This is a genomic window from Faecalicatena fissicatena, from assembly GCF_016900595.1.
GTDB classification, from domain to species: Bacteria; Bacillota; Clostridia; order Lachnospirales; family Lachnospiraceae; genus Claveliimonas; species Claveliimonas intestinigallinarum.
Genome location: NZ_JACLYY010000001.1, coordinates 1 through 20,721, shown reverse-complemented (window position 1 = coordinate 20,721; position 20,721 = coordinate 1). Strand labels below are relative to the sequence as shown.

Below are 20,721 nucleotides of genomic sequence, written 5' to 3'. Positions count from 1 at the left end.
ACTCCTCTACAGTCCATAGCTGTCCGCTGGTTCTCCCAAAAGGGATACGATGCTGGCTCTGTCCGCCAGCCAGTAGTCAAAGGCTGTCGCGCTGCCGGCCGCCTGGCCCAGGCGGAAGGCCTTTTCGCAGCTTCCCGTGCCCAGATATCCGGCCAGGAAGCCGGCCACCATGGAGTCCCCGGCCCCCACAGAGTTTTTCACCTCTCCCTTTGGCGGCCGCTCCCGGATCACCTCCCCGTCCTCGGGCACCAGGATGGCTCCGTCCCCCGCCATGGACACCAGCACATGGCGGGCTCCCATCTCCTGGAGTAGTCTGGCGTGGGCGATGATCTCCTCCTCCGTGGTCAGTGTCCTTCCGAACATGTCGCCCAGCTCGTGCTGGTTCGGCTTGATCAGGAAGGGGTGGTACTTCAGCACATTCAGGAGCAGGTCCTTTGTGGCGTCCACGATGTAGTGGATGCCCCTTCCCTCCAGGCGCTCCAGTATGCGCTCATACATGTCTGAGGGGAGGCAGTCCGGAATACTGCCCGCCAGCACGAGGTAGTCCCCCGCCTGCAGCGCGTCCAGCTTTCCGTAGAGCTCCTCCACCGCCCTCTCCGGGATGGCAGGGCCCTGGCCGTTGATCTCTGTCTCCTCCCCAGCGTTGATCTTTACATTGATCCTTGTCATCCCCTCATCCAGGTGGATGAAATCTGTCTGGCATCCGAACTGATCCAGCATCTCCCGCAGCGTCTTCCCGGTAAATCCCGCCTCAAAGCCAAGGGCAACGCTGCTGTACCCCAGATTGGAGAGGATGACGGACACGTTGATGCCCTTTCCTCCCGGGTAAATATGCTCCTGCCTGGTCCGGTTGATCTGCCCCTTCTCAAGTTTATCCAGGGAGATCACATAGTCCAGGGACGGGTTAAATGTGACTGTGTAGATCATTGTCTATTCCACCTCCATGATATTTTCTCTGCCTTCAAACTCAGTTCCCGCGGCGCTGGCCGTCAGGATGATCCCCTCATCCGCCTCCCCGAAGGTGACGCCGGATATCTGTCCCAGCTTGGAGCTGTCCACCAGCACATAGCGCTCTTTGCACCTGCGGAAGGCCTCCGCCTTCACCAGGGCCTCTGTCAGGTCCGGAGTGGTCATCCCTCTCTCCCGGTCGACCCCGTTTGCTCCGAAAAATCCTTTTGTAAAATTATACTTTTTCAGGCACTCCACGGCCTCGGCTCCCACGATGGCCTCTGTCACCGCCTTCAGCTCCCCTCCGAGAAGGAAGACCCGGGCCCCCTGCTTCATCAGCTCTCTGGCATGGCTGATGGCGTTGGTGACGCAGACTACGTCCCTGCCCCTGATCCTCCCCGCGAAGAGCTCTGTGGTGGTTCCTGCGTCCACGTAGATGAAATCTCCCGGTTCCACCAGCCGGGCAGCCCTGGCGGCGATCTTCTCCTTCTCCTCCCTGTGCAGCTCCTGCCGAAGGCTCAGGGAGGGATCCTTGGTCATACTCTTAAGTCCCACAGCGGCCGCTCCCCCGTGGACCTTCACCAGGCTGCCCCGCCTGTGAAGCTCCGTCAGATCCCGGCGTATGGTGGACTCGGAGGTGTCAAGGATCCGGGTCAGCTCCTGCACGGTCACAGTCCCCCTGTCGCCCACGATGGCCAGTATCTCGTTCATTCTCTCTTCTGCCAGCATATGTGCTCCTTCCTCTCCGTCTCAGTCATTTTCAATCACGTTTCAATCATTTTCAGTCATCTTTACCCCTATAATACGCTCAATATCGGTCATTGTCAATCATTTTCAGTCACAAAACGCAAAAAAATAAAGGAGACCATTACTGATCTCCTTCATTTCACTAAGCTGTAATTAGTCCTGAGCGATGATCTCCCTCTTGTTGTAGGAACCGCATGCCTTGCATACTCTGTGGGGCATCATCAGCTCGCCGCACTTGCTGCATCTTACCAGGTTCGGTGCGCTCATTTTCCAGTTAGCTCTTCTTTTATCTCTTCTGGCTTTTGATGTTTTATTCTTTGGACAGATGGACATACTTTACACCTCCTTAAACTTGCTGAATATATCTTGAAAGGCTGCCATCCTCGGGTCTAATACCTCTCTGTCACAGCCACATTCACCATGATTGAGATTAGCACCACAAATGCTGCACAGACCTTTGCAGTCTTCCCTGCACAGCACCCGAATTGGCCAGTTGACCAGGAGCTCGTTGCGTATCAGCACATCCGTGTCGAGACAGGTTCCGTCCATGAAGCTGTACTCCTCGTCGGACTGTCTGCGCCCTTCCTCGTCGAGCTTCATATCTACCTCCCGCTCAAAGGCGAGATCAAAGATCTGCTCCACATCCTCCAGGCATCTGTCGCACGGGACAACGGTCTTTATCTTGGCACTGCCCTTCACCTGCACCTGCTTCTTTCCGAGATTGGTGATCTCAAACACAGGTGTCTCCAGCTCCTCGAGCCGGTACTTCCTGCCGGACACTCTCATGTCCTGCATCTCAAGGTGTGCTTCCTGCCGGATGACCTTGTCATCCTGCTCTAAAACCTTTGTCAGTTCAATCAGCATAACGCTCTCCTAACCACACTTTATAAAGTATATCTTTTCAACCATTATTTGTCAAGGTTTTTCTTTACCAGTTCTACGGTTTCTTCACAGATTGCGATCTCCTCGTTGGTCGGAATGACGCAGGCTGTGATCTTGGACTCCGGCTTTGTGATGATCACCTCTTTGCCGCGGCTGTTGTTTGCCTCATCATCAAACACGAGTCCCATGAAATTAAAGGCCTCGCAGATTGTCTTTCTCAGCGGGATGGCGTTCTCGCCGAGACCTGCCGTGAAGGTGATCACGTCCACGCCGCCCATGGCTGCGATGTAGGAGCCGATGTACTTGATGATGCGGTAGGCGTAGGCCTCCAGGCAGTTGATGGCGTCCTGGTTGCCCGCTTCAGCGGCGGCGGACACATCGCGGTAGTCGCTGGAGATGCCTGTCATTCCCAGCATACCGGACTTCTTGTTGAGAATATTGAGCACTTCAGACACAGACAGGTTCTCTTTATTGCACAGGTACTCTACAAAGGCCGGATCAATGTCACCGGACCTGGTACCCATGATCACGCCCTCGAGAGGTGTCAGTCCCATGGAAGTGTCCACACATTTCCCGTCCTTCACAGCGGACAGGGAAGCGCCGTTGCCCATATGGCACACAATGATCTTCAGATCCTTGATGTCCTTGCCGAGGAAGGCGGCTGTCCGGGCAGACACGTATTTGTGTGATGTGCCGTGGAAGCCGTACTTGCGGATGGCATACTTCTCATAGTATTCCTTCGGAATTCCGTACATATAAGCCTTCGGAGGCATGGTCTGATGGAAGGCGGTGTCAAAGACAGCCACATTGGGAACGCCCGGCATCAGCTTCATGCAGGCGTTGATCCCCATCAGGTTGGCGGGATTGTGGAGCGGTCCCAAGTCCGCGCAGTCCTCGATGACCTTGATAACCTCGTCGTCGATGATAACAGAGTTGGTGATCTTCATGCCGCCGTGGAGTACCCGGTGTCCGATGGCGTCGATCTCCTCCAGGGATTTGATGACGCCTGTCTTCTCGTTCACAAGGGCGTCCAGCACCATCTGGATGGCTGTTGTGTGATCCGGCATAGCCGCCTCGGTCACTTCCTTCTCGCCGCCCTCCGGCTCATACACAAGGCGTCCGTCAATGCCGATGCGCTCGCAGATACCCTTTGCCATGACCTCTCTGTTATCGTAATTGATCAGCTGGAATTTCAGGGAAGAACTTCCACAGTTTACTACTAATACATTCATCTTCTTTTCTCCTCCGGAATTTTTCGTATACTTTCTCTCAGATTGTCCGCTCTACTGGTTCTGGGCCTGCACAGCTGTGATGGCTACCACACCCACGATATCCTCTGCGGAGCAGCCTCTGGACAGGTCGTTTACAGGAGCCGCGATACCCTGTGTCATGGGTCCGTAGGCCTCTGCCTTGGCCAGTCTCTGCACCAGCTTGTATCCGATATTTCCGGCATCCAGATCCGGGAAGACCAGCACGTTGGCATGTCCCGCTACCGGGCTTCCGGGCGCCTTGGACTCTCCTACGCTGGGAACGATGGCAGCGTCAAGCTGAAGCTCGCCGTCCAGCATGAGATCCGGGTTGGCCTCCTTGGCGATCTTTACAGCCTCCACCACTTTATCTACATCGGCATGCTTTGCGCTTCCCTTGGAGGAGTGGCTCAAGAAGGCAACCTTGGGCTCTGCTCCCACCAGCATCCTGAAGGACTGAGCGGAGGACTCCGCGATGGCTGCCAGCTCTTCCGGCGCCGGGTTCTGGTTCAGTCCGCAGTCAGCAAATACGAACACGCCGTTCTCGCCGTACTCGCAGTCCGGCACACACATAACAAAGAAAGCGGATACAAGCTTTGTGCCCGGCTTTGTCTTCAGGATCTGGAGGCAGGGACGCAGTGTGTCCGCTGTGGAGTGGCATGCTCCGGACACCATTCCGTCCGCATCCTTCATCTTCACCATCATGACACCGTAGTACAGGTAGTTTGTGAGGAGGATCTCCCTTGCCTGCTCCTCTGTCATTCCCTTCTTCTGACGGAGCTCCACCAGCTTTGCGATGTATCCTGCAGTCTTGTCGCTTGTGGCCGGGTCTACGATCTGCGCGCCGCTGATATCGTAGCTTCCCTTATTCTTCTCGATCTCCTCCTGGCTTCCCACGATGACCACGTTGGCGATGCCCTCCTTCAGGACCGTCTCAGCGGCCTTGTAGGTGCGCTCGTCCTCGGACTCGGGGAGAACGATTGTTTTTTTGTCTGCTTTTGCTTTTGCTTTCATCTCATCTATAAATCCCATGACTGAAAGACTCCTTTCCATTTTTTCTCACTGTTTTCATTATAATACAAAGAACCCTTGCAAACAAGGGCTCTTTTGTCGATCAGATGTCTCTTTTGGAGTACAATCCATGTTAATTTTCTGTCAGGTATCCCCCCTGTTCTCACAGGGAAAACACGGCGCTGACGATGGCAAAATACACGCTGATGGTGCTGATATCCACCAGTGTGGAGATCAGCGGCGTGGCCATGATGGCCGGGTCCAGACCGATCTTTTCTGCCACCAGAGGCAACGTACAGCCCACCACCTTGGCGATGACGATGGTGCAGGCCATGGTCAGGCCGATGGTGAGGGCCACCAGCGCGTCCCCCTGTCCCATGACGATAATGCGGATGCCGTTTACCACGGACAGGATCAGGCTGATGAGTATGGCCACCCGAATCTCCTTGAAGATGACCCGGAAGAGGTCTCCAAACTCGATCTCCCCCACGGAAATTCCCCGGATCACCAGGGTGGAGCTCTGGGAGCCGCAGTTTCCGCCCGTGCCCGTCAGCATGGGGATAAATCCCGCCAGCTGGGGCATGACAGCCAGGGCACTCTCATAGTGGTTCATGATCATCTGGGTCACTGTGGCGGACAGCATCAGAAACAGGAGCCAGGGGAGCCGGCTCTTCACATGCTCCAGCACAGTGGTCTCAAAGTAGGAGTCGTCGCTGGGGCTGACACCGGCCATGATGCTGATATCCTCTGTAGTCTCCTCCTGCAGGACGTCCATGGCGTCGTCTACCGTGACGATACCCACCATGCACATCTCGTGATCCACGATGGGGAGGGCAATGAGGCCGTATTTGTTGATGATCTGGGCCACTTCCTCCTGGTCGTCGGTAGTGTGGGCGTAGAGCACATTGGTGTCCATGATCTCCTCAATGGTCTTGGACTCGCTGGTGGTCAGCAGCTCCTTTACATCCACCATGCCGATGAGCTTCCTCTTCTCCGTCACATAGCAGGTGTAGATGGTCTCCTTGTTGATACCCACCTGGCGGATCTTGAGGATGGACTCCGCCACTGTCATCTCCTTGCGCAGGGCGATGTAGTCCACGTTCATGACGCTTCCCGCACTGTCCTCCGGGTACTGAAGGAGCTGGTTGATCTGCTGGCGGGTCTCCTCGTCGGTGGCCATGAGAAGACGGTCCACCACGTTGGCGGGCATTTCTTCCAGCACGTCCACCGTGTCGTCCAGATACATCTCTTCCATGACTTCCTCCAGCTCGGAGTCCGTCAGCCCGCCGATCAGCGTCTCTCTCATGTCGCTGTCCATCTCGGTAAAGGTCTCCGCGGCCTCCTCCTTTGCCAGGAGACGGAACACCATGACGAGCTGCTTCTGGGTGAAATCCTCCATCAGCTCCACCAGGTCCACAGGGTACATGTGCTCCAGCTCTTCTTTGAGCTCCTTGAATTTTCGTTCATCCAGCATCTGGAGGATACGTTCTTCTGTCAGCTCTTCCCGCTCTTCATTTTCATACGTATATTCTTCCTTTTCATCTGTGCTTCCCATACGTATCCTCCTTTCTCTTCGCCGTTATTCTGCCAGCCGCTTTTTCGTATTGCGCGCAAAAAGGGCATATTTACAGCGGTTGCCGTAAACATCTTCATATAGTATAATCAATTTCAAAAAGATATACAAGGAGATTTCCATGAAAATTGTCGGACTGATCACCGAGTACAATCCCTTTCACAACGGACATCTATACCATATGCAGGAGGCAGTCAGAGCCACCAAAGCGGACGCTGTGATTGCTGTCATGAGCGGCGATTTCGTGCAGCGGGGAGCCCCTGCCCTCCTGCCCAAGCACCTGCGGGCCCGCATGGCCCTGGAGGCCGGCGTCTCCGCTGTCATCGAGCTGCCCCTCTGGTGTGCCTGCGGCAGCGCCGAATACTTTGCCGCCGGCGCCATCTCCCTGCTGGACCGCCTGGGATGTGTGGACACAGTCTGCTTCGGGAGCGAGTGCGGGGACATCCGCCTTCTGGAGAAGGCCGCCCGGGTCACCGCCCTGGAACCGGAGCCCTACAAGTCTCTTTTAAAAGAGGGGCTGCGCCGCGGCCTCTCCTTCCCAGGAGCCAGACAGCAGGCCCTCTCCTCCTTTCTCGGAGACGAGGAGGCCGGGTGCGTCCTGGAGGAGCCCAACAACATCCTGGGTGTGGAATATATCAAGGCCATCCTGTGCCGGAGGAGCCCCCTTCAGTTCTGCACCATCCGGCGGCGGGAGTCGGGCTATCACGACCAGGAGCTGTCCGGCCGGTACAGCTCCGCCACCGCCATCCGCCGGCTTCTGCTGGAAAAGGAAGGCTGCTCATCCGCGGCTTCGGGCCTGTCCCTCCCGGAGGGACAGATGCCCCCCTCCTCCGCACAGATCCTGCAGGAGACGTACCGGGCAAGGTACCCTGTGTGGGCAGACGATCTTTCTCTGCTCCTCAAATACCGGCTTCTTCAGGAGACAAAGGAGAGCCTGACCAGGTATGCGGACGTCAGCCGGGAGCTGGCAAACCGCATCATGGGAAGCCGGAACGATTTTCTCTCCTTTGACCAGTTCTGCAGCCTCCTGAAGACAAAGGAGATGACCTACTCCCGGATCAGCCGTGCCCTGCTCCACATCCTCCTCGGCATCACAGGGGAGGACATGGACCGCTTCAAGGGGGAGGGGGGCTGCGGCTACGCCCGCCTTCTCGGCTTTCGAAAGGACGCATCCTCCCTCCTTGGCGCCATAAAAAAGAGCAGCTCCATCCCTCTTGTCACAAAGCTGCCCCGCACCGGGTCCAGGGCCGGAACCGGCCAGAGCGCAAAAGCCTGGAGCGGGCTTGCCGGGGACATGCTCAGGGCGGACATTCTGGCCGCGGATCTGTATGAGTCAGTGGTCACGGAGAAATTTCATCGCGCCTTTGTCTCTGAATACAGACAGCAGGTCGTCATCGTCTGACGCCTGCTGCCCTCATTTTTTGTTCCCGTCTGTTTTTTGTCCGGTCTGTTCTATACCTTGCTTCCTATATCAATATTCCACGTACCTGCTGCAGGCCACCGCCATGGCCCCCGGGCCGATATGGCAGGCAACGCTCAGGGAGAGGGCATCCATGTGGATGTCATAGCCGGGGAAATATTCCTCCAGCTCCTTCTTCCACTGGGCCGCCTCCTCTTCCGTGCAGGTGTGGGCCGCCTCAAGGTGTACCCTTTTTCCTCTGAAGCGCTCTTTGATATCTTTCTCCATGGCTTCCTTCATCACCTTTTTCGCGGACTTCAGCCCACGCACCTTGGCAAAGGCGTCCAGCTTCTCCCCCTGGATGGTGAGCACCGGCTTCAGGTTCAGCACAGTCCCCAGTGCCGCCGCCGCAGGCGTCACCCGTCCGCCCTTTTTCAGATACTTCAGGGTGTCCACAGTGATATAGATACTGGCCTCCAGCTTTTCCCTCATCAGTATGTCATGGATCTCCTGGCCGGACCGCCCGGCCGCCGCAAGCTCCAGAGCGTCCAGTACCGCCTGGCGCTGAGTGACGGAGATGCGCTGGTTGTTCACCACAAACACCCTCCCGTCAAAATCCTTGGCCAGCATCATGGCTGTCTCGCAGGAGGTGGAGAGCCCGCTGGACATGGGAATGTGGACCACCTCATCGTACTCGTCCAGCAGCTCCTCCCAGATCTCCATCACATCCGCCGGGGATGGCTGGGAGGTGGAAATATCCGCGTCCCCGGAGAGCTTCTCATAAAATTCCTTCTGTGTAAGCGTGATATCCTCGTAATATAATTCACCGTCAATATAAAACGGCATGGGCACCACCCGGATTCCCAGCTTACGGGCCTCCTTCTGGGTAATGCCGCTGTTGCTGTCTGTCATGACCGCCACTTTCTTCATACTGAATTCTTCCCTTTCTGCTTCTGTGAGCTGTCGCCGCGGGAGTGTACCCGCCTAGTTCTTAAAGCTGTGTATGGGCGCGGGGATCCGTCCCTGTCTGCTGATAAAGGCGGTGCAGTCCGCCTCGTTTACCGGAATAATAGGTGCGTAGCCTAAAAGTCCGCCGAACTGGGCAGTCTCCCCTACGTCCTTTCCGATCACCGGGATCAGGCGCACAGCCGTCGTCTTCTGGTTCACCATGCCGATAGCCATCTCGTCCGCGATGATGCCGGAGATGGTGGCCGCGCTTGTCTTTCCGGGTATGGCAATCATATCCAGTCCCACGGAGCAGACGCAGGTCATGGCCTCCAGCTTCTCAATAGTGAGGGTTCCCGCCTGCACCGCGTCGATCATACCCTTGTCCTCGCTGACCGGTATGAAGGCTCCGCTTAATCCGCCCACATAGGAGGATGCCATGACGCCGCCCTTTTTCACCTGGTCGTTGAGCATGGCAAGGGCCGCTGTGGTGCCTGGCGCACCCACCTGGGAGAGGCCGATCTCCTCCAGTATCTCAGCCACGCTGTCCCCCACCGCCGGTGTAGGCGCCAGAGACAGATCGATGATGCCAAAGGGGATCCCCATCCTCTTTGATGCCTCACCGGCCACAAGCTGTCCCACTCTGGTGATCTTGAAGGCTGTCTTCTTGATGGTCTCGCAGAGCTCCTCAAAGCCCTTCCCTCTCACCTTCTCGATGGCGTGCTTCACAACGCCGGGGCCGCTGACTCCCACGTTGATGACTGCGTCCCCCTCCGTCACGCCAAGGAAAGCTCCCGCCATGAAGGGGTTGTCATCCGGCGCGTTACAGAACACTACCAGCTTGGCACACCCCAGAGAGTCTCTCTCCTTTGTGGCCTCAGCCGTAGCCTTCACGATCTGGCCGCAGAGGCGCACCGCATCCATGTTGATGCCTGTGCGGGTAGAGCCCACATTGACGGAGCTGCAGATTCTCTCCGTGCAGGCCAGAGCCTCCGGTATGGAGCGGATCAGATCCTCGTCGCTCTTTGTCATGGCCTTGGACACAAGGGCGGAGTAGCCGCCGATAAAATTCACGCCCACCTTCAGGGCTGCCCGGTCCAGAGTCTTTGCGATGGTCACAAAGTCCTCCGGGCTCTTGCAGGCGGAAGCCCCCACAAGCGCGATGGGAGTCACAGAGATCCGCTTGTTGACAATGGGAATGCCGAACTCCTTCTCGATTTCCTCCCCGGTGGACACGAGATTTTCCGCCAGCGTGGTGATCTTTTTATAGATCTTCTCGTTGAGTCTGTCCAGATCTGTGTCAACGCAGTCCAGAAGGCTGATGCCAAGGGTGATAGTGCGGACGTCCAGATTTTCCTCCTCTATCATCTGATTTGTCTCGTTTACTTCGTATATATTGATCATAGTCCGGTGTCCTTTCTTACAGTCTGTGCATCTTCTCAAATATCTCTGATCTCTGGCAGCGGATATTAAGGCCCATGCTCTCGCCCAGCTTGTCCAGATCCTCCGCGTACACGGAGAAATCCCTGTCTGCCGCCGACACGTCCACCACCATCATCATATTGAAGTACCCGTCCACGATGGTCTGGGAGATGTCCAGAACGTTGATATTCGCCTCCGCAAGGTAGTTGCACACCTTCGCAATGATGCCAACCTGGTCTTTTCCCACAACTGTGATAATACATTTTCTCATTCTTCTGTCCTCCATACCTTAGTCTCTTACACTGTCACTGCCTCTGACACAGCGTCACGCCCGGCGACCATGATGGGAATGTCCTCCCCTTTATAGGGGTTGTCCCCCACCGTCACCTCCAGCTTTACTGTCTCGTAGGCCAGCTCCGCATAGTTATTTTCCTTGCTCAGATGTCCCAGTATGACATGCTGCAGCTTATCGTGCAGTATATCACAGAGAAGCTGTCCTGACAATTCATTTGAGAGATGTCCCTTATCCCCCATGACCCGGCGCTTCAGCGGATAGGGGTAGGGGCCCACCTCCAGCATATGTATATCGTGGTTGGCCTCCAGAAGCACCGCGTCCAGATTTTTCAGGTTCTCCACCGTGTACTCGTCGTATATTCCCAGGTCCGTAGCCACCGCCACCGACTTCTCCCCGCAGACGATCCGGTATCCGGACGGCTCGTAGGCGTCGTGGGATATGGCAAAGGGGTGGACACAGAGGTCTCCCAGAAGGAAATCCGTGTCTGTCTGTATCTCGTGGAGCAGCCCCTCAGGCATCTTTCCAAGACTTCTGTACTCCATGATGCCCTTCAGCGTTCCCTTTGTGGCGTACACCGGAATTCCATACTTTCTGCTGAACACCCCAAGCCCCTGGATGTGGTCCGAATGCTCGTGGGTGATCAGGATGCCGGACAGCTCCTCCCCTTTGATGCCCAGGGTGTGGAGCCCCTCATCGATCCTCTTTTTGCTGATGCCGGTGTCCACCAGAAGGTGGGTGTGATCGCTGCCCACATAAATGCAGTTGCCGCTGCTGCCGCTTGCTATGCTGCATAGTCTCATTGTCTGTCATCTCTCCTGCCTGTTATTCATGTATTTTTTTAATGCCAATCTGCGCCATGACATCGTCGATCTCACCGCAGGCCTCCTGGAAGGAGTTGCAGTTGTCAATGGCTCTGTCACAGCCGGCAAAGAAGTCCGAGGAGGACATCTGGGAGGCAAAGATCCCTTCGATCTTCTCCTCACTGTAGCCCCGGGAGGCTGTCAGACGCCTTTTTCTCGTCTCCTCATCTGCATAAATATACCACACTTCATCGCACATGGCATTATAATTTTCTTCTATAAAAAGCGCCGCCTCCAGAACAAAGACAGAAGTTCCCTTCTTTTCCTCCTTCCGGATGATCTCCCGGATCTTCTCCTTCACCGCAGGGTGCACGATCTCGTTCAGGATGCGCAGCTGGGCCTTGTTGGAAAAGACAATGTTCCCCAGCGCGGCCCGGTCCAGCCTGCCCTCCCCGTCCAGTATGCCCTCTCCAAAGTGATCCACGATCCTTCTATAGCACTTCGTGCCCTTTTTCTGGAGCCTCTTTGCCACCTGGTCCGCCTGACAGCAGGCGGCGCCATAAGTCTTCTCCAGGTACGTGAGCACCTGGCTTTTTCCTGATCCGATCCCCCCGGTAATTCCTATGATCTTCATCTTCTGTCACTCCTATTTTGCTTCATACCAGCTCATGCCAGTATGCATATCTACCTCCAGCGGCACCTCCAGGGACGCCGCATGCTCCATTTCATTCTTCAGTATCTTCCTGACTTCCTCTACTTCAGGCTCCCAGGCCTCCACAAGGAGCTCGTCGTGGACCTGAAGCACAAGCCGGGAGCGCATGCCCCTCTCCTTCATCTGCCTCTCCACGCCGATCATGGCGATCTTCATGATATCTGCCGCCGTCCCCTGGATGGGCGAGTTCATGGCCACCCGCTCCCCGAAGGAGCGCTGGGCGAAATTGCTGGAGGAGAGCTCCGGCACCGGGCGCCTCCTGCCAAAGAGAGTGGTCACATAGCCCTTCTCCTTTGCCTGGGCCACCGCGTTGTCCAGAAACACCTTGATGCCCGGGTAAGTCTTGAAGTACTGCTCTATATACTGGGCTGCCTCTTTCCTCGTGATGCTCAGGTCCTGGCTCAGCCCAAAGGAGCTGATGCCGTAGACGATACCGAAGTTGACCGCCTTGGCGTTCCGGCGCTGCAGGTCCGTCACCTGGTCAAAGGGTGTGTGGAACACCTGGGAAGCTGTAATCCGGTGGATGTCCTTCTCCTCCCGGTAGGCCTCTATGAGCTGCCGGTCGCCGGAACAGTGGGCCAGGACTCTCAGCTCGATCTGAGAGTAGTCCGCGTCCACAAACACATAGCCCTCCTCGGGCACGAACACCTTCCGGATCAGCCTGCCCAGCTCCATCCGCACCGGGATGTTCTGCAGGTTGGGTTCTGTGCTGCTGATCCTTCCCGTGGCGGTGATGGTCTGATTGAACTTTCCGTGTATCCTGCCGTCCTCCCCTATGAAGACGGCAAGCCCGTCTGCGTAGGTGGATTTCAGCTTAGCCAGCTGGCGGTACTCCAGGATCTTCGCCACAAAGGGATAATCCGGCGCCAGCTTCTCCAGCACATCCGCCGCTGTGGAGTAGCCGGTCTTGGTCTTCTTTCCGCCCTTCAGCCCCATCTTCTCAAAGAGGATCACGCCCAGCTGCTTGGGAGAGTTGATGTTGAACACCTCCCCGGACTCCTGGTAGATCTCCTGCTCCAGCTTTTCGATCTGGACGGCCAGCCTGTCGCCGTAGTCCTTCAGCTCGGCTGCCTCCACCTTCACTCCGTTCCTCTCCATGTCGAACAGGGTGAACACAAGAGGCATCTCTATCTCCTCAAAGAGCCGGAGCATCCCCGCCTCCTCAAGCTTATCCGCAAGGATGGGCTGGGATTTCCAGGCACAGTAGGCCTCGTAGCAGGCCCGAGCCTCATCCTCCTGCTTCTCGTCCAGGAGAAGGGAGAGCTGCTCCCTGGCCACATCCTCAAAGGTGTAGTCACTTTTTAAGGGATTGAGAAGGTAGGCCGCTATGATCCCGTCAAAGCAGTTGTCCTGCCGGCCTGGCGTAAAGCTGGCCATGGCCTCCTTCAGCCCAAAGATGGCAAAGCAGCCGGCCCCGGCCGCCGTCTGTCCCAGCTTTTCCAGAATCTCCTTTGCCGCAAGCTCCTCCCCGGCACAGATGCAGTAGATCTCCTCCTCTCCAAAGCACAGCGCCGCGCCCCCGGCCTTCGCCTGGGAGGCAAAAAGAGGCGGCACATCCGCTGTATTCTTCAGGATGGCGGCTCCCACTCTTTCCGCCTTCCGGGCCCTTTCAAAGACGGTTTCGGCCTCGGCTCTGGAGGATATTATACGAAAGTGATCCTCCACCTCGTTTTTGGGCCCTTCCACCTCAAATCTGCCGAGAAGGTTCTTGAACTGAAGCCGCTGGAAAAGAGGATAGGCCTGCTCGGTAAAAATATTTCCCAGCCTTGCCCCCTCAATGTCGTAGTCTATATCTGCGTCCACACAGATAGTGGCCAGAGTCTTGCTCATGACCGCCATGTCCCAGTGCTCCTTCAGAGCTCTGGAAGCTCTGGGAGGCTTCAGCTCATCCACGTGCTCATAGGCGTTTTCTATGGAATGATACTCCGCTATGATCTTGGCCGCCGTCTTCTCGCCAATGCTGGGAACTCCCGGAATATTGTCGGAGGTATCTCCCATCAGGGACTTCATGTCGATAAACTCATGGGGCGTCACGCCGTACTTCTCCTTCACGTCCGCCGCGTAGTAGTCCTCGATCTGTGTTCCCCCTCTTTTCGTCTTGGGGATGCGGATCTTGGTGTGCTCCGTGGCAAGCTGCAGAAGATCCCTGTCCCCGCTGATGACGGAGACTTCCATCCCCGAGGCCTCGCATCTTCCTGCGATGGTGCCCAGCAGGTCGTCCGCCTCCAGGCCAGCCTTTTCGATGATCCGGATGCCCATAGCCGTCAGGACCTCCTTCATCACCGGCACCTGCTGGCGCAGCTCCTCTGCCATGGGCTTTCTCGTCCCTTTGTAGTCCGCGTACATCTCGTGGCGGAAGGTGGGGGCGTGTACGTCAAATGCCACAGTCAGATATTCCGGCTTCTCCTCCTCCAGTATCTTCAGCATAATGTTGAGGAAGCCGTAGATGGCATTTGTGTGGAGCCCCTCGGCGTTAGTCAGATCCGGGAGTCCGAAAAATGCCCGGTTCAATATACTGTGTCCATCAATCAATACTATCTTTTCAGCCATTCTTTCTCTCCATTTTTCTGTCAGCCCCTGTCTATTCAGACGCTGCTGCTATTTACTATACAACAAACTGACATTTTTTGAAAGGCATAACTCAAAAAATGATTGTAATCCGGTTTTCCATATGATATAATTTATTTCAGTCCTGGTGCGCCCAGGACCCTGTTATGTGCGCCGCTGTGGCGGAATTGGCAGACGCATACGACTCAAAATCTACTTCGTAGAATGTTGAGTACCCTGGCAAACCCCTTGATAAATCGGCACTTTCACAACTTCATAAATTCATTTGATTTTAATATCCCTCCCGCACATCCCTCCAAAATCTGAGATGTGCGGGATACAAGGGAAATTAAAATATAAATGCCGGTGTGTCGGAATTGGCAGACGACCGCGACTCAAAATCGTGTGGAGAAATCCGTGTGGGTTCGAGTCCCACCACCGGCACCAGAATTTTCAGCCCTGAGCTTCACGGTTCAGGGCTTTTTTACTGCCCGATGGTCTGTACCCCAGTATTCTCAGGATAAAAGGCAAGGATCGCATTTGCAGACGAAACCTTGCTGCTGTAATCCAGGTGGGTGTAGATGTTGGAAGTCGTTCCAATATCACTGTGTCCCAGCCATTCCTGGATTTCTTTCAGACTGACGCCGTTTGCGTAAAGCAGGCTGGCACAGCTGTGACGAAGGTCATGGAAACGAATCTTTTTCAGACCGTTCTTTTTTAGCACAGTCTCAAAATGCTGGGTGATGAAGTTCGGCTTCACAAGCTCGCCTATCGCGTTGACATAGATATAATCCAGATACTTCTGGCAATAAGCGTTTCCGCATACCTTCTGATTGACCAGCTGTTCCTGTTTGAGACGGTGCAGCAATTCTTCAAAGGGCGGAACCAGCGGCAGTGTGCGATAGCTGGATTTCGTCTTGGTTCGGTCTTTCTGGATCGTGACTTCCTTGCCGTCTACTGTGACCTGTGTAACCGTGTGCTTGATTGTGAACGTCTTTTTCTCAAAGTCAATGGCGTCCCATTTCAGACCGACAACTTCGCTGCGGCGCAGGCCGTAAAATGCGGCCAGAATAACAGCCAGTTCAATCGGATCGCCGCGCACCACATTGAAAAGAGTTTCAAGCTCGTCTTGATTGTAGATAGCCAACACCTCGGATCGTTTCAATCACAGCTTCTTCTGATGCTGTATCACCCAGCTTTTTTCTGAGCCTTCCCACATAAACACTCAGAGTGTTTTCATTGACAAATTCGCCGGCCCCTTTCCAGATGTTGTTCAATATCTGATCCCTTGTGAGGATTTGCCCACGGTTATTGAGAAAGATGAGCAAAAGCTTATACTCCATAGCAGTCAGAATTACTTCTTCATTCCCACAGTAAACTTTTCCAGTGCTAAGATTCACTTGATTCTTTCCTACCGCCACAATCTTGGGCTGGAGATTTGTTTCTCCAATTCCGTATCGCCGCAAAATAGCTTTCATTCTCGCCAGTAATTCACGGACACGAAAAGGGTTCGCAATATAATCGTCAGCTCCTAAATCCAGTGCCCTGACTGTACTCACTTCATCATCACAGGATGTCAGAAAGAGGATGGGAACCTGACTTGTTTCCCGTATTTTTTGACATATATCGAAGCCATTTCCGTCAGGAAGAATCACATCTAAGAGGCAAAAGTCAAACGATGGTTTTTCCTGAACAAATTCAAGGGCAGCCTTCACCGTTCCAGCTACAGAGACCTCATAGCCTTCACTCATCAGGGAATACTCCAACCCCTCTGCAATAATTTCATCATCCTCTACAATCAATATCCGCATATTACTCACCTTCCATTTTCGCTGTTTATCAGGGGTTGTTTCATAGCTGGATGGGTACTGGCCCCTATATCTCATGCCCCCAGATTATTTATTATATACTGTCCTGACGAATATTCTCAAGGATGTTCGTCATCCGTATTTTTCTGAAAGCATACCACATCATGAACAGCACCGCTCCAAAGGTGAGTATTACAGACACTATTTCCAGTACAATCGGAATTTGAAACTGAATACCTCCAAACAATAAGACAATACCCTTTTGGATTCCATATATAAGGATGGCAGAGAACAATATACCCCAGAGCAGGCTTCGGCCCAGAAGCAATATCCCCTCTAAACACACCATTTGAGCCAGCTGTTTTTTGGTCATACCTACGGAAATCAATGCCGCCATTTCCTGACGACGGCCCTGCATATATCCGCTGATAGAATTGTATAGATTCAACAGACAGATTAAAGAAACCAGCACAACAAAACATCCTGCCAGAAGCCGCAGCATTCCCACTGCAATATTCTTAAAATCCATCATATTGGCAAGTGAACCGGCGTCTATAAAATACAAATTTTGACTTCCTTCGTTCAAATTTTTCAGCTGTGTCAAAAGTGTATTCCCATTGGCACATATAATGACTGCCAGACGGATTCCCATTGTTCCATCCAATTTACGCCCGTACTGTTCTTCAAATCTGATACAATAGCCTTATATTCCTCCTCGGCCCCTTCAGTGCCTCGGACAAACAGGACGCCTGATTCATCCTGCTTCATGGCTACAGTACCGATGGCTCCATCCCCCTGCGCCTTTTTTTCTGCCACCTGCACTAACATAGATGTTCCAGCAGCTGTAACCAACAGCAAAACGAGGAAAACTGTCACTGCGCGCCGAATTCCCGCTGTACGTTTGTTTTGTCTGTGAATAAATTTTTCAGCCAGGAAAACTTCCGCATTTTGTTTTTTGGAATTTTTCCATTTTGTCCTATATTGTTTCTCTTTGCTTTGCAGATTTCCTCGAATGCTTTCGACAGCACCTATTTTCCCTACCTTATATGCCGGGAGAGAAGCGGAAATAAACACCGTTCCCACGCTCACCAAAACGATGAACAGAATCGACTCTGGAGTGACTTTTAATGAACTCGTCTGTCCAGATAGAGAAATGCCCACAATTCCTGAAAACCTCATCAAATAGGGCATTAACCCTCCGATTCCTATCTTGACCGCAAATAATCCCGCCAGGATTCCTACTGGAAGCGCAAAGATCAGAAGCATTCCAGCCTCATAATATACACTGCTTCTTTTCTGTTTACCCGTCGCTCCAATAGAAGAAAGCATTCCCAGGTACATACTCCGCTCCCGGAAAGACAGATTAAAGACATTGTAAATCAGTATGATAGATGCACCTGCTATAAATATCAGGCCGAAAATCATAACTGCATTTACCAGAAGATCCAATGTTCCATTTGAGGAATTTCCGGTAAAGATCAAAAGGCTGTCATTAAACTCGATTTTTCGGCTCCCAGCCAAATCACGCAACTCTGCATGATAATTGGACGGGGTATGATTTAAATTCAACTGCAAAGAAGCATTAAAGTGAGCTGAATCTCCGTGAAACAAAGTAATTCCGGTATAAATACCGCTGTCGGTACTTTCAAAAAACGGTTGTTCTACAAAGCCCACCACCGTGTAAGTTCTGCTTTGTCTGGATTTTTTACATAGTCGATGATGTCGCTGATGGCCTTGCCAACGGTGCGGCCCTTGCCAGCGTGCAGTGGGATGATGCGGGTGGTGGCCATGTGGACGACCTCCTTCCTCAAAAAATAAGATAGCAACAAGCAAAAGAAAAAGGACGGCTCTGTAAAAGCTGTCCTTGTTTCATTGAACGTGGTCTATATTCGATTGCTGCTGTGTTTTCAGTTCTGCGGTCCGCTTGCTGTCTACAAAGTGGGTCGCATACCACTTTTCAACTTCTGGGTTGCCGCTTTTGCTGAACCGCAGCGGGATAACCGGCTTACGTCCCTGGCTGGTTTTCTTCTTCACGCCCCATCGCTTGTAGTAACAGAAAGAAGGCTTTAAGCCGGTTTTCTGTGCATACACCCGCATCTGGTGCATGATGAAAGAAAGCTTTCGTAGATTGACCGTGCAGACCCGTTCCAGGTAATCTACCTTTCCAAACCGCCAATCCTCATACTTCTGCTTTGGCAGGACGCCAATGTCCATCAACACATCTACCGGGGTGGCGTAACCTCGCCGCTGGCATTGGTGGTAAACCGACGAATGGACTTTTCCAATCAGCTCTTTCTCATTCATGGGAGGAACCATCATTTTTCTCATGCCAGTTTTTCAAGACAGCTTCCACCTGGGCAATCAATTGCTCCTTGTCCGGCATATAGAGAACATAGCGGGATGCAAAAATGTTGTTGGAAAGACCGCCCAACGCATATTCCGCCGCCACACTGTCTTTCTCGGTGCAGAGAATGATGCCGATAGGCGGGTTATCATCAGGGTCGTTGACTTCGGCCGCATAGTAGTTCAGGTACATATTGAGCTGTCCGGCGGCTTCCGGCGTCAGCTTTGTGGTTTTCAGCTCAATCAAAACATACGCCCGCAGAATTTTGTTGTAGAACACCATGTCCACATAATAGTGGGTATTGTTCAATGTAACCCGCTGCTGTGTTCCCACAAACATAAAACCGCGCCCCAGCTCCAGCAGGAACTTTTCGATCTGCGCTACCAGAGCCTTCTCCAAGTCGCTTTCCAACATGGGCTTGTTTTCCGGCACACCTAAAAATTCAAATACATACGGATCGCGGATAATATCGGCTGGCTGGTTGATCTCAATTCCTTTCTGCGCCAGAGAAAGGACCTTTTCTTTATTGGCGTCTCCGTTGGACAGCAACAGGCGCTCATAAAGAGAGCTGTCGATCTGCCGTTTCAGTTCTCGGACAGACCAGTTGGAATTGACGGCTTCCTTTTCATAAAAGCTGCGTTTGTTAGCGTCAGAGATGCTTAAAAGTTCGCAGTAGTGGGACCAGGACAATTTAACAGACACTGTCTGTTGAATTGAGTAGGTCTGATAAAAGCGCCGCATCCATATCATGTGGCAAATCTCCAGCGCATGAGCGCTATTGTAGCTGCTGAAATCAAAGGCACGCAGGAGTTGCTAGAAACCTATCGCATTTATCAGGAGTAAAAGCGGAAAAGGTCTGCGGTGATACCCGCAGGCCTTTATCCTCTCTATTCAATTTTCTCTCATGATTCCATCTTTCTGTTTTTTGTTTCCGTCGCTCTAGCCCTTCTGCTTTCTCGCATCGTGGAAGAACATCACCGCACAGATCACCATGACAACGCACACCAGGTATGTAAGCACAGTAAGAGGAAGAGATGTAACGATAAAGCCCGCGATCAAAACGCCAATAGCTCCGCTTATGATCATGGGTATTGTTGAGGCCCGGTTGTATTTTCCTTCCTTGATAAATGTAATGCCACAGGCCGGACAGAGGTATGCGCAGGATCCCATCATGACCGGGAAAGCCACGTCCGCACTCATTCCCAGCAGAAGGACAATAGCCATACAGGGAGCATACAGCCCAATGCCGGCCGTCATCAAGATGCCGAGGATAAAGTTCGCGATCACGCCCAGAGCCAGCATGCCGCCCTCCAGCCCTCTCGCTGTTCCCAGGATACCAAAGGGCCCCACAGCATTTATCTTGCACAGGGTGATGAGAGCCACAAGAATGAGAGCTACGCCCATGACAACCCTTATCTTCATAATGTCCAGTCTGGAAATGATCTTTGCGCCCAGGATAGATCCGATGATGGCCGCCGCGATCATAAGAACAAGCGTGAGGGAGTCCATCTCGATTCTGGTCATTGTGATCGTCGCCTCCACGCAGATCGGAATACCAAATGCCACGTTCAGAGTCCCCGGAATCAGATCGTCCCGCACAGATTTATTAAATTTCCAGGCCGATGTGGCAATAGCATAGCTTCCTATCCCCAGTGTGTCAAAAAAGTTTGCCACCATGCTGACAATTACATTGTACCCCATTTTGCTCTTGTCCAGTTCATCTCTGTGGGCCAGAATATCCCTGACCAGCACCACAAAAAATACTGCGGCAAAGATCCACATGATAATGAGTAATATTGTTGATGCGCTCATACTTTTTCCCTCCAAAAACCTTTTTGTGCATTGTAACTAACTAATGCATGAAAGTATTATAGTTCTTTGTCAAAAATTAGTCAAGAAAATTTTTAGTTTTTATTTTTATATATGCAATTTTGACAGATTATATTCCTCTTACAACTCAATATTTACTTCATTTGTCAGATTAGTCTTGTTATATTCGCACAGTTTTTATTATGGCTGCAACACTCCCTTCACAATCTCC

The 20,721-nt window shown here is 53.2% G+C and carries 22 protein-coding genes and 1 tRNA gene; 2 read left to right on the top strand and 21 right to left on the bottom strand.

Annotated elements, in window-relative coordinates; genetic code table 11:
- Nucleotides 1-6 precede the first annotated feature (6 nt).
- The 7 genes from pfkB to mgtE all read right to left on the bottom strand — a co-directional run bounded on the left by pfkB (nucleotide 7) and on the right by mgtE (nucleotide 6,333).
- Nucleotides 7-927: a 1-phosphofructokinase gene (gene pfkB, locus H7U36_RS00110; RefSeq protein ID WP_033124615.1), complete on the bottom strand. Its 921-nt coding sequence runs from the start codon at nucleotides 925-927 to the stop codon at nucleotides 7-9.
- Nucleotides 928-930: 3 nt separating this feature from the next.
- Entirely contained in the window at nucleotides 931-1,677 is a 747-nt protein-coding gene (locus H7U36_RS00105; protein WP_033124614.1) for a DeoR/GlpR family DNA-binding transcription regulator, read from the bottom strand.
- Between the two features lie 171 nt (nucleotides 1,678-1,848).
- The gene (rpmF, locus tag H7U36_RS00100; RefSeq protein ID WP_033124613.1) at nucleotides 1,849-2,028 is read right to left on the bottom strand and encodes a 50S ribosomal protein L32; all 180 of its coding nucleotides are present in this window, start codon (nucleotides 2,026-2,028) and stop codon (nucleotides 1,849-1,851) included.
- A gap of 3 nt (nucleotides 2,029-2,031) precedes the next feature.
- Complete coding sequence (locus H7U36_RS00095; protein WP_033124612.1) at nucleotides 2,032-2,559, bottom strand: YceD family protein; 528 nt, start codon at nucleotides 2,557-2,559, stop codon at nucleotides 2,032-2,034.
- A 44-nt stretch (nucleotides 2,560-2,603) separates the two neighbouring features.
- Nucleotides 2,604-3,809, bottom strand: coding sequence for an acetate kinase (locus H7U36_RS00090; RefSeq protein ID WP_033124611.1), 1,206 nt, complete (start codon nucleotides 3,807-3,809; stop codon nucleotides 2,604-2,606).
- 51 nt (nucleotides 3,810-3,860) lie between these two features.
- Nucleotides 3,861-4,877 carry a phosphate acetyltransferase gene (gene pta / locus H7U36_RS00085; RefSeq protein ID WP_255349842.1) on the bottom strand — a complete coding sequence of 339 codons (1,017 nt, stop codon included), beginning with the start codon at nucleotides 4,875-4,877 and terminating at the stop codon, nucleotides 3,861-3,863.
- A gap of 121 nt (nucleotides 4,878-4,998) precedes the next feature.
- Nucleotides 4,999-6,333, bottom strand: a complete 1,335-nt coding sequence (mgtE, locus tag H7U36_RS00080; RefSeq protein ID WP_033124648.1) for a magnesium transporter — start codon at nucleotides 6,331-6,333, stop codon at nucleotides 4,999-5,001.
- A gap of 196 nt (nucleotides 6,334-6,529) precedes the next feature.
- On the opposite strand from mgtE, the gene H7U36_RS00075 reads away from it, so the two are divergent.
- Nucleotides 6,530-7,810: a nucleotidyltransferase gene (locus H7U36_RS00075; RefSeq protein ID WP_033124609.1), complete on the top strand. Its 1,281-nt coding sequence runs from the start codon at nucleotides 6,530-6,532 to the stop codon at nucleotides 7,808-7,810.
- Between the two features lie 69 nt (nucleotides 7,811-7,879).
- On the opposite strand, the gene H7U36_RS00070 is transcribed toward H7U36_RS00075, so the two are convergent.
- Genes H7U36_RS00070 through polA form a run of 6 tightly spaced genes read right to left on the bottom strand, consistent with a single transcriptional unit; the run spans nucleotide 7,880 to nucleotide 14,531 of the window.
- Nucleotides 7,880-8,737: a DegV family protein gene (locus H7U36_RS00070; RefSeq protein WP_033124608.1), complete on the bottom strand. Its 858-nt coding sequence runs from the start codon at nucleotides 8,735-8,737 to the stop codon at nucleotides 7,880-7,882.
- Between the two features lie 54 nt (nucleotides 8,738-8,791).
- Nucleotides 8,792-10,156 (bottom strand): PFL family protein, encoded by a 1,365-nt coding sequence (locus H7U36_RS00065; RefSeq protein ID WP_138303067.1) that lies wholly within the window; start codon nucleotides 10,154-10,156, stop codon nucleotides 8,792-8,794.
- A 16-nt stretch (nucleotides 10,157-10,172) separates the two neighbouring features.
- Nucleotides 10,173-10,445, bottom strand: coding sequence for an ACT domain-containing protein (locus H7U36_RS00060; RefSeq protein WP_033124647.1), 273 nt, complete (start codon nucleotides 10,443-10,445; stop codon nucleotides 10,173-10,175).
- A 26-nt stretch (nucleotides 10,446-10,471) separates the two neighbouring features.
- Nucleotides 10,472-11,269 (bottom strand): MBL fold metallo-hydrolase, encoded by a 798-nt coding sequence (locus H7U36_RS00055; protein WP_033124606.1) that lies wholly within the window; start codon nucleotides 11,267-11,269, stop codon nucleotides 10,472-10,474.
- 22 nt (nucleotides 11,270-11,291) lie between these two features.
- Nucleotides 11,292-11,903 (bottom strand): dephospho-CoA kinase, encoded by a 612-nt coding sequence (gene coaE, locus H7U36_RS00050; RefSeq protein ID WP_033124605.1) that lies wholly within the window; start codon nucleotides 11,901-11,903, stop codon nucleotides 11,292-11,294.
- 12 nt (nucleotides 11,904-11,915) lie between these two features.
- Nucleotides 11,916-14,531, bottom strand: a complete 2,616-nt coding sequence (polA, locus tag H7U36_RS00045; RefSeq protein ID WP_138303068.1) for a DNA polymerase I — start codon at nucleotides 14,529-14,531, stop codon at nucleotides 11,916-11,918.
- Nucleotides 14,532-14,890: 359 nt separating this feature from the next.
- Between polA and H7U36_RS00040 the strand changes: the two genes are divergently transcribed.
- Nucleotides 14,891-14,975, top strand: a tRNA-Leu gene (locus tag H7U36_RS00040).
- Between the two features lie 37 nt (nucleotides 14,976-15,012).
- Here H7U36_RS00040 and H7U36_RS00035 read toward each other — a convergent pair.
- The 8 genes from H7U36_RS00035 to H7U36_RS00005 form a co-directional block, all read right to left on the bottom strand.
- Nucleotides 15,013-15,675: a site-specific integrase gene (locus tag H7U36_RS00035; protein WP_330636983.1), complete on the bottom strand. Its 663-nt coding sequence runs from the start codon at nucleotides 15,673-15,675 to the stop codon at nucleotides 15,013-15,015.
- Nucleotides 15,647-16,339, bottom strand: a complete 693-nt coding sequence (locus tag H7U36_RS00030) for a response regulator transcription factor (RefSeq protein ID WP_138305017.1) — start codon at nucleotides 16,337-16,339, stop codon at nucleotides 15,647-15,649. Before H7U36_RS00030 ends, H7U36_RS00035 begins: the two co-directional genes overlap by 29 nt.
- A gap of 91 nt (nucleotides 16,340-16,430) precedes the next feature.
- Nucleotides 16,431-16,988 (bottom strand): FtsX-like permease family protein, encoded by a 558-nt coding sequence (locus tag H7U36_RS00025; RefSeq protein WP_138305015.1) that lies wholly within the window; start codon nucleotides 16,986-16,988, stop codon nucleotides 16,431-16,433.
- A complete protein-coding gene (locus tag H7U36_RS00020) occupies nucleotides 16,937-18,010 on the bottom strand; it encodes an ABC transporter permease (RefSeq protein WP_205155588.1) in 1,074 nt (357 codons plus the stop codon). Before H7U36_RS00020 ends, H7U36_RS00025 begins: the two co-directional genes overlap by 52 nt.
- Nucleotides 17,998-18,126 (bottom strand): hypothetical protein, encoded by a 129-nt coding sequence (locus tag H7U36_RS15275; RefSeq protein WP_275951594.1) that lies wholly within the window; start codon nucleotides 18,124-18,126, stop codon nucleotides 17,998-18,000. The genes H7U36_RS00020 and H7U36_RS15275 overlap by 13 nt, the downstream gene beginning before the upstream one ends.
- 79 nt (nucleotides 18,127-18,205) lie before the next feature.
- Nucleotides 18,206-18,640: a hypothetical protein gene (locus H7U36_RS00015; protein WP_138305011.1), complete on the bottom strand. Its 435-nt coding sequence runs from the start codon at nucleotides 18,638-18,640 to the stop codon at nucleotides 18,206-18,208.
- A complete protein-coding gene (locus H7U36_RS00010; RefSeq protein WP_330636981.1) occupies nucleotides 18,633-19,430 on the bottom strand; it encodes a PDDEXK nuclease domain-containing protein in 798 nt (265 codons plus the stop codon). Before H7U36_RS00010 ends, H7U36_RS00015 begins: the two co-directional genes overlap by 8 nt.
- Nucleotides 19,431-19,619: 189 nt before the next feature.
- Nucleotides 19,620-20,492 (bottom strand): sulfite exporter TauE/SafE family protein, encoded by an 873-nt coding sequence (locus tag H7U36_RS00005; protein WP_033124594.1) that lies wholly within the window; start codon nucleotides 20,490-20,492, stop codon nucleotides 19,620-19,622.
- Nucleotides 20,493-20,721: the final 229 nt, after the last annotated feature.